This is a genomic window from Thauera phenolivorans, from assembly GCF_001696715.1.
GTDB lineage: Bacteria > Pseudomonadota > Gammaproteobacteria > Burkholderiales > Rhodocyclaceae > Thauera > Thauera phenolivorans.
In genome coordinates this window covers 358,717-373,310 of sequence record NZ_MBFM01000002.1, presented here as the reverse complement: position 1 = coordinate 373,310, position 14,594 = coordinate 358,717, and the positions used below count along the sequence as shown (strand labels likewise).

General features: G+C 65.7%; 15 protein-coding genes. 13 read left to right on the top strand and 2 right to left on the bottom strand.

Annotation, left to right across the window (positions count from 1 at the left end; all coding sequences use genetic code 11):
- Positions 1 to 6: 6 nt before the first annotated feature.
- The gene (locus tag BB334_RS05185) at positions 7 to 789 is read right to left on the bottom strand and encodes an ankyrin repeat domain-containing protein (protein WP_068805233.1); all 783 of its coding nucleotides are present in this window, start codon (positions 787 to 789) and stop codon (positions 7 to 9) included.
- A gap of 76 nt (positions 790 to 865) precedes the next feature.
- On the opposite strand from BB334_RS05185, the gene BB334_RS05180 reads away from it, so the two are divergent.
- The 13 genes from BB334_RS05180 to BB334_RS05120 all read left to right on the top strand — a co-directional run bounded on the left by BB334_RS05180 (position 866) and on the right by BB334_RS05120 (position 13,932).
- The gene (locus BB334_RS05180; protein ID WP_232756655.1) at positions 866 to 1,672 is read left to right on the top strand and encodes a retropepsin-like aspartic protease family protein; all 807 of its coding nucleotides are present in this window, start codon (positions 866 to 868) and stop codon (positions 1,670 to 1,672) included.
- A gap of 165 nt (positions 1,673 to 1,837) precedes the next feature.
- Positions 1,838 to 2,371: a GspH/FimT family pseudopilin gene (locus tag BB334_RS05175; protein WP_068805230.1), complete on the top strand. Its 534-nt coding sequence runs from the start codon at positions 1,838 to 1,840 to the stop codon at positions 2,369 to 2,371.
- 416 nt (positions 2,372 to 2,787) lie between these two features.
- A complete protein-coding gene (locus BB334_RS05170) occupies positions 2,788 to 3,372 on the top strand; it encodes a GspH/FimT family pseudopilin (RefSeq protein WP_068805227.1) in 585 nt (194 codons plus the stop codon).
- Positions 3,373 to 3,382: 10 nt separating this feature from the next.
- Positions 3,383 to 3,991: a type IV pilus modification protein PilV gene (gene pilV / locus BB334_RS05165; protein ID WP_068805224.1), complete on the top strand. Its 609-nt coding sequence runs from the start codon at positions 3,383 to 3,385 to the stop codon at positions 3,989 to 3,991.
- A gap of 32 nt (positions 3,992 to 4,023) precedes the next feature.
- Positions 4,024 to 4,923 carry a PilW family protein gene (locus BB334_RS05160; RefSeq protein WP_198531185.1) on the top strand — a complete coding sequence of 300 codons (900 nt, stop codon included), beginning with the start codon at positions 4,024 to 4,026 and terminating at the stop codon, positions 4,921 to 4,923.
- 11 nt (positions 4,924 to 4,934) lie between these two features.
- Positions 4,935 to 5,408 (top strand): PilX N-terminal domain-containing pilus assembly protein, encoded by a 474-nt coding sequence (locus BB334_RS05155; RefSeq protein ID WP_158014358.1) that lies wholly within the window; start codon positions 4,935 to 4,937, stop codon positions 5,406 to 5,408.
- A 36-nt stretch (positions 5,409 to 5,444) separates the two neighbouring features.
- The gene (locus tag BB334_RS05150; RefSeq protein ID WP_083200293.1) at positions 5,445 to 9,005 is read left to right on the top strand and encodes a pilus assembly protein; all 3,561 of its coding nucleotides are present in this window, start codon (positions 5,445 to 5,447) and stop codon (positions 9,003 to 9,005) included.
- Positions 9,006 to 9,025: 20 nt separating this feature from the next.
- Complete coding sequence (locus BB334_RS05145) at positions 9,026 to 9,490, top strand: type IV pilin protein (RefSeq protein WP_068805212.1); 465 nt, start codon at positions 9,026 to 9,028, stop codon at positions 9,488 to 9,490.
- A 20-nt stretch (positions 9,491 to 9,510) separates the two neighbouring features.
- Positions 9,511 to 9,834, top strand: a complete 324-nt coding sequence (locus tag BB334_RS05140; RefSeq protein ID WP_158014357.1) for a hypothetical protein — start codon at positions 9,511 to 9,513, stop codon at positions 9,832 to 9,834.
- A gap of 304 nt (positions 9,835 to 10,138) precedes the next feature.
- The gene (locus BB334_RS05135) at positions 10,139 to 10,666 is read left to right on the top strand and encodes a CoA pyrophosphatase (RefSeq protein ID WP_083200319.1); all 528 of its coding nucleotides are present in this window, start codon (positions 10,139 to 10,141) and stop codon (positions 10,664 to 10,666) included.
- Between the two features lie 93 nt (positions 10,667 to 10,759).
- Positions 10,760 to 11,686 (top strand): CobD/CbiB family protein, encoded by a 927-nt coding sequence (locus BB334_RS05130; RefSeq protein ID WP_068806151.1) that lies wholly within the window; start codon positions 10,760 to 10,762, stop codon positions 11,684 to 11,686.
- Positions 11,687 to 11,722: 36 nt separating this feature from the next.
- On the top strand, positions 11,723 to 12,904 hold the full coding sequence (locus BB334_RS05125; RefSeq protein WP_068805205.1) for an acetyl-CoA C-acyltransferase family protein: 1,182 nt from the start codon (positions 11,723 to 11,725) through the stop codon (positions 12,902 to 12,904).
- Between the two features lie 68 nt (positions 12,905 to 12,972).
- Positions 12,973 to 13,932: a D-2-hydroxyacid dehydrogenase gene (locus BB334_RS05120; RefSeq protein ID WP_068805202.1), complete on the top strand. Its 960-nt coding sequence runs from the start codon at positions 12,973 to 12,975 to the stop codon at positions 13,930 to 13,932.
- Between the two features lie 230 nt (positions 13,933 to 14,162).
- Here the strand turns inward: BB334_RS05120 and msrB are convergent, their stop codons facing one another.
- Positions 14,163 to 14,576 carry a peptide-methionine (R)-S-oxide reductase MsrB gene (gene msrB / locus BB334_RS05115; protein WP_068805199.1) on the bottom strand — a complete coding sequence of 138 codons (414 nt, stop codon included), beginning with the start codon at positions 14,574 to 14,576 and terminating at the stop codon, positions 14,163 to 14,165.
- Positions 14,577 to 14,594 lie beyond the last annotated feature (18 nt).

Sequence of the window (14,594 nt, the reverse complement as noted above, 5' to 3'; positions counted from 1 at the left end):
TGCCTGCTATCGCTGTACCGCCGCCGCCAGCTTGTCTCGGATGCAGCGCACGAGGTCAGCGTGCCCGAGCCGTTCGGCGAGCGACAGCGCTCCTTCACCGTTGCGGCGGAGCGGGCGCACATCTGCTCCGTGCTCGAGCAGCAGCATTGCGATGTCGGGCGACTCACCGGAAATCGCTAGCATCAGCGGCGTGTTGCCCAGCGGGTCGCGCACGTTCACCGCCGCGCCCTTTTTCAGCAGCATGGCCACTGCGTTGCCATAGCCCACGGTCGCCTTTCCGCACGCAACCAGCAGCGGGGTGAGGCCGAGGCGATCCTTGGCATTGGGGTCGGCGTTCGCGCCCAGCAGGATCTGCGCGATGATGGTCAGGCCGCGCTTGAGAGCGAACAGCAGGGGCGAGGAGCCATCCTCGAGCGGCATGTTCACATTGAAATTGGCGCGGACGAACAGGTCCACGAGTTCCTTGTCCCCGCGTTCCAGGGCCCGGACGAAGTTCTCTGGCAGGAAGGCGACGCCACGCCGGGCGATCTCGGCCAACGCATACTCGGCAAGCTCTGCGCGCCTGAAGCTCTCCAGCTCGTGCGTATCGCGCAACTGGATGATGTCGGCTACCACCTCGGCTGGAAAACCCTTGCGTCCGCCTCGCCTGTCGATCAGCAGGTCGCTGAAGTAATCGTGGATCTCGGGTGTATCCCAGAGCGCCTCGATCTTGAGCAGGATGCGCTCGAACGAACGCTCGAGGTGAATGGGGTAGCTCGCCCCCATGAACGCAAAGAAGGAATGTTTCATGAGTCCACAGCTTGGATTTTAGGGTTGATTTTTACAACCAAGGCGCCGGTCTGACTAGCCTTGGTCAGCCTCGGTCGTGACCGCGATCACGAAGCCGGTTGGTTCAGCCGGCGAGGGGGTAATGCCGCCGCGGCTCGAGCGCGTCGGATCGATTTCGCATACGCTACCATCAGCCCGCTGCGGCATTTGGCATTTTTCCCCCGTCTACCAGAAAGAGACTCCGTCGATGATGTTGCTCAAGTGCCGCTCCGCTTACGCGAGCTTACTGGGCCTGTTCATATGTGCCCATACCCTTCCGGCGCTGGCAACGGAGGTCGCCTTGGTGGGGCGGATTGGAAGCCGCGCGATTCTCTCGATCGATGGCGGCACGCCGATCACCCTGGCCGTCGGCGCTAAGACGCGCGAAGGCATCCGCTTGTTGGTACTGGACGGAGACCGTGCCGTGGTCGAAGTGGGCGGGCGAAGGCAGCACCTCGAACTCGGCACTCAGCCGGTACGGGTGGACTCGGGCGGAGCCCAGGCAATCACCCTGTACGCCGACCCGCAGGGGCACTTTTTTAGCGAAGTCTTGATCAATCGTGCGCGCGTGCCGTTCATCGTCGATACGGGCGCGACGCTGCTATCACTCGCCGCGAGCGACGCGACGCGTGCAGGAATCGATTTCCGCTCGGGCGAAAAGGCAAGCGCGGTCACCGCTGCGGGCGTGGTGGATGTATGGCGGGTGAAAGTGGAGCGCGTCCAGTTCGGGCCATTCACCTTTCACGGTGTCGAGGCCGCCATTTTCGAATCGGGCCTTCCGGTCGGCCTGCTCGGGATGAACGTGCTGAACCGGCTGGAGATGCGGCGCGAAGGCCAGATGATGAGGCTGGAAAGACGCTACTGAGCCACCCGGTGGGGGGGCGTTTATCCGAATCGCTTGTCCTGAGTATCTCAAATGCATATCCTCGCGTCTCTTCGCACGTGAGGCGGCTGGAGGCGGGGCGATCGTTTTTCCGTTCCTCCCAAGCATGCATTGCCGTCTCGTGCCCATCCTTGCGGGAGGTCGCGAATGCACCGGCGGCAGCTTGGTTTCAACCTTGTCGAACTCAGCGTGGCGACGACGATCCTGGCGATCCTGTCTGCCCTTGCGCTGCCTTCCCTTGCCAGTCTCGTGAGTGCGCATCGCCTTGCAACGGTGACCAACGAGTTGCACACCTCGCTCGTCTTCACCCGTTCGGAAGCGATCAAGCGGGGCCGACGGGTGAGCCTGTGCACCAGCAGCGACCTCGAACGCTGCGTCTCCGGCGTCGGCTGGCACAGCGGCTGGATCGTATTCGAAGATCCGAACGGCAACGCGCAGCGCGAGGAAGGGGAGACGGTTCTGTATGCTGCGCGAGCGGCGGAGGGCGGGGTTGTGGTCACTGGCAATACGCCGGTTCGCAACTACGTTTCTTATCTGCCTTCGGGCCGAACGGCGCTGACCGACGGCGCCCTGCAGATGGGTACCATCACCGCCTGCGGGGAAGGTCGGGCACGGCGGATCGTGATCAGCGCGACCGGGCGGGCCCGCCTGGTGCGTGAGGCTGAATGCGGAAAGGGATGATGCCCCTTTGCCCGGCCGGGACCGCGCCGCGTGCCTCGAGCGGTCCGCCAGAGGTCGCGTGACATTGGTCACATCGATGATGTTTATGTGATCTTTGGGTGCCAACGCTGTATTGCGTGGCGCATACAATCACACATGAGCGCAGCCTGCGTGATCGGCGGGGACCTCCCCGGGCAGCGTGCGCCACCCGTACCATCGAACCGCATCCATCGCAAAAGGCCCAATGAAACCAGCCAGCATCATCGGTACTGCCTCATCAGCCGCTAGCGGTTCCGGCAGGCCTGCGGAAGGGGCAGGCCGCGTGGCTGGCCGCACTGAGGGCGAGGCGGGCGCCCCAGGCGGCGCGCGGTGGATCGATCCGCGTAGGACCGCGCCGGTTCGCAATGGGTTGCCGGTGAGGCAGTAGGAGGTACGCGGTGATCATCTTTCGTCTGCATTTCCTGCGCAAACGCGGGCGCGAGCGCGGCGTCACGCTGGTCGAACTCATGGTCGTGATCGCGATTGCGGCAATTCTTGCGACGATCGGCGTTCCGTCGATGCTCACCTTCATCCAGAACAACCGCCTGGTGTCGCAGGCCAACATCCTGCTTGGCAGCCTGAACGAGGCAAGGAGCCATGCGGTCGCCCGTGCGCGGCCGGTGACCGTGTGCGGCAGCGCCGACGGCGGCGCCTGTAATGGAAACTGGAGCGCAGGCTGGATGAGCTTTGTGGATACGGATGGCAATGGCGCACGTGCAGCGGGTGAGGAAGTGCGGGCTTTCGTCAGTGGCGTTCCCGACGGCGTGGCGATCCGGCTTGCGGGAGAGGTCGTCAGCATACGGTTTACACGGGAGGGAAGCGTGGCAGAGGAGCGTCGTCACACCTTCTCGATCTGTGACGGCCGTGGCAGCGGCAGTGCGCGCGGGGTCATCGTGTTGCCGACGGGCGGAACGCGAGCGGCGACCGACGCCGACGGTAACGGCGTACGCGATGATGCGTCCGGCAGTGACATCCAGTGCTGAAGGGGCAGGCATGACGGTCGGTGTGCGGAAATCGCAGCGCGGCTTCTCGATGATCGAGGTGCTCGTCGCATTCGCGGTTCTCTCCGTCGGGATGCTCGGCATTGCCGGGCTGTTGATGAGCGGCCAGCGCTCCGGCCAGGCTTCCTTCGATCGCACCCAGGCAGTTGCGCTGGCCTCAGACATGCTCGAACGAATCCTGGCGAATCCGGGCGGCGCCGCGGCCTACGAAACCGGGATGGGCAGCAATGCGCTCGGGCGCGGGAACGCGGTTTCGCAGCCGGCAGCCTGCGTGGCAACCGAGTGCACCGCTGCCGAAACCGTCGCCCGCGACCGCTGGGAGTGGGACCGCAGGCTGGACGGCGCGAGCACAAGGGTTGGCGGCAACGCGATCGGCGGCCTGATCCAGGCGAGCGGCTGCATCGAGTTCGAGCCGAATCCGGGCATGGCGAATTCAGGACGGATGAGCGTGATCGTGAGTTGGCTCGGGTTGAGCGAGACCAGCGATGCCCTCGTGGTCGGCGCGGCGGCATGCGGTGACATCGACGACGACGACGCGCGCTTCAGGCGTCAGGTCGTTCTCGACACGATCGTCGTCGATCCGGAGGATCTTGTTCCATGATGCGGCGAACCTCGCAGGCCTGCAGCCGAGGGATGACGATCGTCGAGTTGCTTGTGGCGATGGTGATCGGACTCTTCCTGGTGGGCGCAACGTACTCGATGTTCCTCGCCTACAAGCGCTCCTACACGGTTACCGATCAGGTTTCGCGCATGGCCGAAAACGGGCGTTTCGCCCTACATCTCGTCAGCTCCGACGTGCGTCTCGCCGGCTTTTTCGGCGAAGCCTCGGTGTACAACGTCGACCGCGGGCGGAATCTGGGGGAGGTTTCGAACGATTGCAGTGGTGTTGCGGCCGCCTACGACCTCGACAATTACATTGTCGTTGCCGAGGCGGACGACGATGGGGCGGCGCTTGGATGCATCGACGACGCCGTGCCCGACACCGGCATCCTGATCGTGAAGTCGGTCCTGCCACAACGTCTGGCCGCGGCTGCCGACGAAAACAGGATCTACGTGGCGACCAACCGCCTGCAAGGGGTTCTGTTTTCGGGGGACGACGCAAGCCCGCCGAGCATTTCCGCTACGGGAGATGTGCCCAACGGGGACTACTGGGAATACCGCTTCGTCGCGTATTACATCCGGGCGGGCGCGGCCCCGAGCCTGGCACGGAAGGTCATGCAGTTCGGCGGTGGTCAGCAGCGGATCGTCACCGAGGATATCGTCGAGGGCGTCGAGGAGCTGCGCGCGATGGCGGCTGTCGATGGCGACGGCGACGGGCGGGTGGATCGCGTGCTCGCCCCTGACGCGGTCGACGACTGGACGGACGTCGCGCATCTGCAACTCTTCCTGCTGGTCCGAAGCGTCGAGCCGGAGGCGGGCTACGAGGACGATAAGACCTATAGCCTGGGAGAGGTGGATTTCGGTCCGGTGGGCGACAACTTCAAGCGCACCCTGCTCGAGGGGTCGGTCGCGCTCAGGAATCGCGCATGGTGAGGAAGGCAGGCATGAACGGACGCGCTGAAAGGCAGAAAGGCATGGTGCTTGTGGTTGCGCTCGTGCTGCTGCTGGTAATGACGCTGCTCGGGCTCAATCTCGCCGGCGGCGGCAGCATGGGACTGAGGATGGCGCGCAACATGCAGGAAACCGCGGTATCGCTGCATTCGGCCGAAGCGGGAATTGCCGCGGTATTGAGCCTCATTGTCGATGACGGAAATCCGTTCCAGGACGCGAGCCTGAATGAGGACGATACGCTCGACGCCACGGCGCTGTTCGGGGAATCGGCCCCGGGCCTGCTCACGGACAACGGGGTCGAGCCTGAACTGTTCGTGCGCGAGCGGGCGCTGGAATGCCCCAGAGCCGAAGCGGCGACGAGCGCGGACAAAATCGGATGCGACTACTACCGGATCGAGTCCGAACACGAGGCCGGCGCGAGCGTCCGCGTCGCTAGGGGCGCGTACATGCGCGTGCTGAAAAACTAACTTCGGCGCAAGCCGTATCTGCAATCGGTAAATGAGATGAGTGCTCGTGACCAAAGGGGCTTGAGGAAGGGATCGGCGTGCGCTTCACTGCGCAGCAGTGCGTGGTCAGGCCGGCGTGCGGCGTCCGCCTGTCGCACGACGCTCTTCTGGCTGGGGCTGTTCCTGGGCGCTCAGGCCGCCGCGGACGATACCGAGATCTATCGGCTGGAGGTGGATACCGAGACGTCCCGGCCCAAGGTGCTGATCGTCTTCGACGATTCCGGCAGTATGGATACCAACGTCGTCGGCGAGCGTGCGCCGTACGATCCGAACACCACCTATCCAACGGTTTCGGGGATTCAGGCCGGGAGGTTGTATTGGGCGAACGACCGGGGGGGAAAGCCACCGAGCGCAAAAACTTCCAATTCCCAATGGTTCAATGCGCAGAAGAACCGCTGCGCCTCGAGCTATACGCCGTTGAGCGGGACGGGCTTCTATTCGGGCAACTTCGCCCGGTGGAATTCGAGCAGCTCGACCCGTTGGAGCAGGCTGAGCAGCGAGGCGAACGACCCGCTGCACATCGAGTGCGGTCAGGACGTTTCCTCCAGCAATACCGACAACGGGACTGGAACAGGGACCGGATATCCGCGAAGCAGCACTCCTCGGCCGTACGGATCGCAGAGACAGACTAGTGTGGCGAACCGCTGGGATCCCTATCGGGTCTATACCGCGAACTACATGAACTGGTATCACGGCACGCCGGTTCCTGCGACGCGCACCCGGCTCGAGATCGCCCAGGACGTCATCGGCAGCATCGTTTCGGCCAATACCGGCATCGACTTCGGGCTGGCGGTGTTCAACAGGAACTACGACGGCAGCAGAAATGGTTCGACGGACTACGACGGCGCGCGCGTCGTGCAACGCATCATCGAGAACATGGCGGCCACGGATCGCGCCAACCTGGTGGGCGTTGTCAATGGCCTCAAGGCGGAAGGGTCGACGCCGATCTGCGAGAGCGTCTATGAGGCCTACCGCTACTTGTCCGGGGGGCGCGTCCTGTACGGTCTCGAAAAGCACTCGTCCGATGTGCCGGGGCGCGATGTCGCGGCAGAGTCCGGCAGCAAATACGTTTCGCCGATGGGCGACTGCCAGTACGCCTATATCATCCTGATGACCGACGGCGAGCCCCAGTACGACACCGATGCCAACGACCGAATCAAGTCGCTTACCGGCAAGACCTGCAAGAAATACCGGAATGCTAACAATGCAGGCGACATCGAGAACTGTCTACCGGAACTCGCCGAGTACATGTACAACACCGATCTCGATGGCGACCCGGCCAACGGCGAGCAGAAGGGCATCCTCTACACGATCGGCTTCGCCACGAAGCAGCAGCTTCTGCAGGATGCGGCGACCAAGGGCGGCGGTTTGTACTACACCGCCGACAACGCCGAACAACTGACGGCAGCCTTCCAGGGGGCGCTGACCTCGATCCTCGCGACCCGCTCTACCTTTACCTCGCCCGCAGTGGCGACGAACAATTTCACCCGGACCGAAACCCGCAACGAGGTCTTTTTTGCAATGTTCGAACCGGCCAACGGCACCAACTGGCCGGGCAATATCAAGAAGCTGAGCATCAATCCCGCCAACGGCGTGCTGCTCGATCGCAACGGCAACCCCGCGCTCAATGCTGCGACCGGAGACTTGCTCGACGCCGCCGCCACCTATTGGGGCAGCGACGCGGGCGATGGCGGTGAGGTCGAGGCGGGCGGGGTAGGCGGCGTGCTCGCGGCGCGCGACCCGGACACCCGCGTCATCAAGACCAACACGGGGGACAACAATGCGCTGCAGGACTTCACCGTCGCTAATCTGAAACCGAGCGCATACGGCTTCGACACGGATCAGGCGCTTTACGATCACTTCGGGGTTGCCGACGCGGCCGAGTTCGCGGACCTGCTGGCCTGGTCTCGCGGCTGGACGAGTTCGGCGAAGACGGCCCGGCGCGAATGGATGCTCGGCGACATTCTCCATAGCACGCCGGTCGTCCTCGATTACGGTGCGCGGTCTGGCTATTCGCTCGCTGAGCCGGATCTGAGAATCGTGGCGGGGACGAATGCGGGCTTCTTGCACATGTTCCGGAACTCCGACGGCGCGGAGAGCTGGGCCATATTTCCCAAGGAGCTGGCCCCCATGTTGCGGGAGCGGAAGAACGATCTCGCCGGCGGGGCCACGGTCTACGGTGTGGACGGTGAAGTGGCTTTCTATCGCCATGACGACGACCGGGACGGCACGATAAGCGGCGCTGGAGACAAGATGTATATCTTCTTCGGCTTGCGTCGTGGCGGCAGCACCTACTATGCGCTGGATGTCACCGACCCCGACAGCCCGCGCTTCATGTGGCAGGTTTCCCCGGCGACGAACGGCTTCAGTGAGCTGGGCGAGACCTGGTCGACGCCCGTCGTGACCACGATACCGGGTCATGCCGATGGCGAGGGCAAGCCCAAGCCGGTGCTGATCTTCGGGGCCGGTTACGATCCGGCGAATGACGATCGACTGACGACGGCGGCCGAGGTGGCGGATGTGCAGGGCCGAGGTGTGTTCATCGTCGATGCGGCAACCGGAGCGCTGCTCTGGCGCGCGACGCCGGCGAGCAGTTCGGAAACCAACCTTCAGGTGAGCGGCATGGTGCATTCCATTGCCGCCTCGGTGTCGGTGCGGGACAGTAACGGCGACGGCCTGACCGATCGCATCTACGCGGCCGATGTCGGCGGAAACGTATGGCGCATCGACCTGCCCGGTGCGGCCAGGTCGAGTTGGCGGGTGGTCAAGTTCGCTGCGCTGGCAGGGGACGGGCACGCGGGCGATCGGCGTTTCTTCAACAAGGTCGATTCGGTGTCGACGAGGGATGGTTCCCAGGTCTTCGACGCCGTGCTGATCGGAAGCGGGGATCGCACGAATCCGAACGCGACTGACAACGACGACCGCTTCTACATGCTGAAGGACCTCCGTACGGTGCCCTACACCACGGATGCGGATTGCAGCGACGCCAGCACCGACCCGCGCTGCAGCCTGCCGATCGAGAATGCCGATCTGTTCGACGCCACCGACAACGTCCTGCAGGAAGGAACGGAGGCTCAGCAGAAGGACGGGGCTGAAGACTTGCGCGAAGCCAGTGGCTGGTACATCGATCTGAGCAACGGTGATGGCGAAAAGGCGCTTTCCGAATCGGTGACGCTGGGTGGTCGGGTGGTGTTCAACACTTTTTCGCCCGACACGAGTTCCGGTACGGTCAACCTCTGCATGCCGACGCCGGGTATTGCGCGGCTCTACGTGGTGAAGCTGCAGAACGCAACGGCGACGATCGACTTCACCAACAACAATGTGTTCGATAAGTCCGACCGGTTCCTGACGATCGGCTCCTCGATTGCGGATGTCCCGGGCATCCATGTGTCAGGCGACGGCACGGTCAGGCTGATCTTGCCTCCGGGTAGCGGCGGCGGCGGAAGCGGGCTCGGCGGTTGCGTCGGTGCGGCCTGTAATCCCGGGCCCACCCCGCCGGACTGCCAGGGGCTTACCTGCATTCCGCCGGTACCGGTCCGTACCTACTGGCATGACTGAGCCGACTGGGAGGCGGAGTAATGCAACACCGTGACGGTATCTTGTTGGGCAGCCGGCTGCCGTGCCGGACATGCGGTGGCTTTACCCTGCTGGAGGTGATGATGGTCGTGGTCATCGTCGGCATCCTCGCCGCGATCGCGCTGCCGAATTACAGCCAGTATGTACAGCGCACGCGGCGGATCGATGCAAAGAACCTGCTCCTTGCGGCAGCCGCACGCCAGGAGCAGTTCATGCTCGACCGGCGCACCTATACGACAGATATGAGCGCGCTCGGTTACGCCGCGAATCCGGCTGTCTCGGAGGAGGGTTTCTATGAGGTGGCCGCGGCGGCCGGCGGCTGCGGGAATATTGCGAGGTGTTTCACGCTGACAGCAACGCCGGTTGCAGGGCGTTCGCAGGCGAACGACTCGCAATGCACCGCCTTTTCGGTGACCTCCGCCGGCCAGCGTACCGCGACCGGAAGTCTCGGAAACGATTGCTGGTAAACGTGCTTGACGAGGAATCCATGATGAACAGTGTTTCCGCGCGACGATCGAGAAGGCTGAAATTGACCCGCCTTCTTTCGGCGATCCTGCTACTTGGGAGCGGAGCGCAGGCAAATGCGGCCGATTTTGCGTGCGCAGGCCACTCGCCCGACGGCGAACTGCAATTGGTTTTTGTCCAGGCAGATCAACGTGAGCAGGCCCTCGAGACGGCGCGCGAGCGCGCACCGCGCGGGCGCCAATCGGCTCGGCAGCCGATGGTCGTGGTGAATCAATGCATCATTCTCGGTGAGGAACGGTTCCGGGACCCTGCTGCCAACACCTTGCTCGAACGCACGCCGAGGTAGCGAAGGCGTCGTCCGGGGGTATGTTGCGCACACCCCGCGCGGGAGGCACAGCCGCTTTGGGCGAGGAGTGGGCCGCATCGGCGCCGAATGTGTTTGTCATCTCATCCGACCGGGACGCGGTCGTCGCCGGTTGGCCCGCGCATCGAACGTTCACAGGGCGTTGCGGGTCACAAGGGTGGTTGCGCGCCCGAGCGGCGGCGCGGATTCAGGGAGACAACAATTGACTGGCAAGGAAGGCCTGGCGAACCCCGCCGCGGACGCCACCTGGTTCCGCACCGCCTTCGCCCGCGGTCGCGGCGGCGGCATGCCGTCCGAGACGGCGATGAACCCCGCCGCCGCCCGCCCGGCCGCGGTGCTGGTGCCGGTGGTGGAGCGCGAGTCCTCGCTGTCGCTGCTGCTCACCAAGCGCACCGACCACCTGCATCACCACCCGAGCGAGATCAGCTTTCCCGGCGGGCGGGTGGAGGAGCGCGACGAGTCGCCGGTGGGCACCGCGCTGCGCGAGACCGAGGAGGAGATCGGCCTCGGGCGCAGCCATATCGAGCTGCTCGGCGCGCTGCCCGATTACCTGACCGGCACCGGCTTCCGGGTGACGCCGGTGGTGGGGCTGGTGCATCCGCCGTTCCGGCTGCGGCTCGACGCCTTCGAGGTGGCGGAGGCCTTCGAGGTGCCGCTGTCGCACTTTCTCGATCCGGCCAACCACCAGCGCCATAGCATGATGCATGAGGGCCGGCTGCGTCACTTCCATGCCATGCCCTACGGTGACTACTACATCTGGGGGGCCACCGCCGGGATGATCATGTCGCTCTACAAGGTGCTGAGTCACGGGTAAACCCGCATTCCGGGCGCGCTGAAGGGGGCCGCGTGTGGTATCGTGGGCGCATTCTTTGTGCAGCGCGGCGGCGATGCCGCCCATCCTTTCCGCATGGCCATTCTGGCGGTCTTCATCGCGCTGGTGATTGAGCAGTTGCGCCCCTTGCAGGCGCAGGCGCTGGTGTATTCGCCGCTCGGTCGGTTGTCGTCCTGGGTGCTCGAAAGAGCCGGAAATCGTGCGGCGCAGCGCGGCCGGTTGCCGTGGTGGCTCATCGTGCTGGCGACGACCGTGGGCGCGGCACTCGCGCACGCCTTCCTGTGGGATGTCCACCCCACGATCGCCTTTGCCTTCAACGTGGCGGTGCTGTATTGGGCGACCGGATTTTCCGGCGACCATCAGCGCTTTGCCGACATCGATCTGGCGCTGCGCATGGGCGAGCTCGAGCGTGCGCGCACGCTGCTCGGCGAATGGCGCGGAGCGGACAGCAGCGCCGCCGACGAGAGCGAGGTGGCGCGGCTGGCCATCGAGCAGGCGCTGGTGTCGTCGCATCGCAACGTGTTTGCGGTAATTTTCTGGTTCGTGGTGCTGCCGGGGCCGAGCGGCGCGGTGCTCTACCGGGTGGCGCGCTTCCTGCGGGAAGCGTGGGCGCGGCAGGCCGATGCCGGCTTCGGCGAGCGCGCGTCGTTCGCGCGGCGCGCGTTCGAGCTGATCGACTGGCTGCCGGTGCGGCTCACCGCGGCGTCGCTGTCGGTAGTGGGGGATTTCGAGGACGCCCTGTACTGCTGGCGCACGCAATCGATGAATTGGCCGGACAAGTCGTCCGCTATACTGATTGCGGCCGGTGGCGGCGCGATGGGCTTGAAGCTCGGGATGCCGATCCACCAGTCGGGAGAGATCGTCGAAAGGCCCGAGATGGGCCTGGGCGAGGAGACGAGCGCGGACCACATGCGTGGGGTCGTCAGACTGATCTGGCGCGCGCTGGTAGTGTGCCTGCTGGTGCTCATCCTGCTTACCCTTGCGGGTGTGGCGGGGGGCTGAGGCGGTATTTTTCATAGAGAAGAAGGGGAACAAGGTATGGCAAATCGTGAAGTGGTCGTCCTGAGCGCAGTGCGGTCCGCGGTCGGCGGTTTCGGTGGTTCGCTGAAGGACATGACGCCGGGCGACCTGGGTGCGGTGGTCGTCAAGGAAGCCATCGCCCGCGCCGGCGTGGATCCGAAGGCGGTTTCGTTCGCCGCCGTCGGCAACTGCATTCCGACCGATGTGCGCTATGCCTACGTTGCCCGCCTGGCGACCATCGGCGGTGGCATGAGCATGGATTCGGTGGCCTACGCGGTTAACCGCCTGTGCGGTTCGGCTCAGCAGGCGATCGTCAACTCGGCCCAGGCGATCATGCTCGGCGACGCCGACTATGCAATCGGCGGCGGCGTCGAAGTGATGTCGCGCGGCGCCTACCTGCTGCCGGCGCTGCGCAACGGCGCGCGCATGGGCGACACCCAGGCCTTCGACGCGATGGTGGGCGTGCTCACCGACCCGTTCGGCGTCGGGCACATGGGCGTGACCGCCGAGAACCTGTGCACCAAGCACGGCATCTCGCGCGAAGAGCAGGACGCCTTTGCGCTCGAGTCGCAGAACCGCGCCGCCAAGGCGATCGCCGAGGGCCGCTTCAAGGACCAGATCGTCCCGATCACCTTCGAGACCCGCAAGGGCACGGTGGTGTTCGACACCGACGAGCATCCGCGCGCGACCACCATGGAAGCGCTGGCGAAGATGAAGCCGGCGTTCAAGAAGGACGGCTCGGTCACCGCCGGCAACGCCTCGGGCATCAACGACGCCGCCGCCTTCCTGGTGCTGGCCGATGCCGCCAAGGCCGCTTCCGCCGGTCACAAGCCGATCGCCCGCCTGGTCGGCTACGCGATCGCCGGCGTGCCCAACGACGTGATGGGCGAAGGCCCGATCCCGGCCACCAAGATTGCGCTGCAGCGCACCGGCCTGTCGCTCGACCAGATGGACGTCATCGAGTCGAACGAAGCGTTCGCGGCGCAGTCGATCACGGTGAACCGCGCCCTCGGCCTCGACACGGCCAAGGTGAACCCGAACGGTGGCGCGATCGCCCTCGGCCACCCCGTGGGCGCCACCGGCTCGGTGATCATCACCAAGCTGCTGCATGAGCTGATCCGCGTGAATGGCCGCTACGGTCTGGCCACCATGTGCATCGGCGGCGGCCAGGGCATCACCACCATCTGGGAACGCGTGTAAGCGTCACCCGCCAGCCTGCAAGGCGAAAGGCCCGCTTCGGCGGGCCTTTTTCAATGGGGGAGAGGGATATGGAACGAATCGTCGTGCTCGACCGCGACACCTTGTCGGTGCCCGTGCCGCGGCCGCGCTTCGCGCACGAGTGGGTGGACCATGCGCACACCGCGCGCGAGCAGCTGGCGGCGCGGGTGGCGGAGGCGAGCATCGTGGTGAGCAACAAGGTGCGGATCGACGAAGCAGTGCTGGCGGGGGCGCCCGCGCTGCGGCTGATCGCGATTCCGGCCACCGGCACCAACAATGTCGACCTCGAGGCCTGCCGCCGGCGCGGGGTGACGGTGTGCAACGTGCCGTCGTACGGGCCGCAGTCGGTGGCCGAGCATGTGTTCGCGCTGGTTCTGGCGCTGCGGCGCAAGCTGCTGCAATACGTGGCGGAGGTGCGCGCGGGGCGCTGGGAGCGGGCGCCGAACTTCTGCTTCGTCGATCACCCGATCGCCGACCTCGCCGGCAGCCGGCTCGGCGTGGCGGGGAGCGGGGCGATCGGCAGCGCGGTGGCGCGCATCGGCGCCGGCTTCGGCATGCAGGTGCTGCAAGCCGAGCGGCGCGGTGCGGCGGCGGTGCGGCCGGGTCATGTGGCCTTCGACGAGGTGCTCGAGACCGCCGACGTGCTGAGCCTGCACCTGCCGCTGACGCCGCAGACGCATCATCTGATCGGCGCGGCCGAGCTGGCGCGGATGAAGCCGGGCGCGCTGCTGATCAACACCGCGCGCGGGCCGCTGGTGGATGAGTCGGCGCTGGCGGCGGCGCTGCGGGAGGGACGGATCGGCGGGGCGGGCCTGGACGTGCTGGCGGAGGAGCCGCCGCGCCCGGGGAGTTCGCCACTGCTCGCCGACGATCTGCGCGACAACCCGCGCCTGCTGGTGACGCCGCACGTCGCCTGGGCGAGCCGCGAGGCGCAGACCAAGCTGGTGACCGAGCTGATCGCCAACCTGGAGGCCTTCATCGCGGGCCGCCCGCGCAACGTGGTGAGCTGAGCGGCGCTCGCGGGCGGGGCGGTTGTTATCGCCCTGGCGCAGGGCTCCTACACGGGAGGGCGCCGCAGGCGCGGTAGGAGCGCAGCCCTCTGCGCGATTGCTGTGGTTGTGCTGGTGATGGCGGCCGCTATCGCCCTGGGCGCAGGGCTCCTACACGGGGGGCAGGGCGCCTACACGGGGGGCGCGGTAGGAGCGCAGCCCTCTGCGCGATAGCGGGGCTCGCGGAGGGCTCAGCCCTTGTCCGGCTCGGCGTCGGGTTCGAGCTTGATGGACGCGGAGTTGATGCAGTAGCGCAGGCCGGTGGGCTGGGGGCCGTCCTCGAAGACGTGGCCGAGGTGGGCGCCGCAGTCGTGGCACAGCACTTCGGTGCGGGTCATGAAGTGGCTGCGGTCGACCGCGGTGTCGACATTGTCCGGTTCGGCGGCGGTCCAGAAGCTGGGCCAGCCGCAGCCGGCGTCGAACTTGTGCTCGGAGCGGAACAGCGGCGCGCCGCAGCACACGCAGTGGTAGCTGCCCTGGTCCCATGCATCCCAGTACTCGCCGGTGAATGCGCGTTCGGTGCCTTTCTCGCGGGTCACGTGGTACTGCTGCGGCGTGAGCTGGCTGCGCCACTCGGCGTCGGGCTTGTCGATCTTGCGGCTCATGGGCGGGGCCTCCGTGGG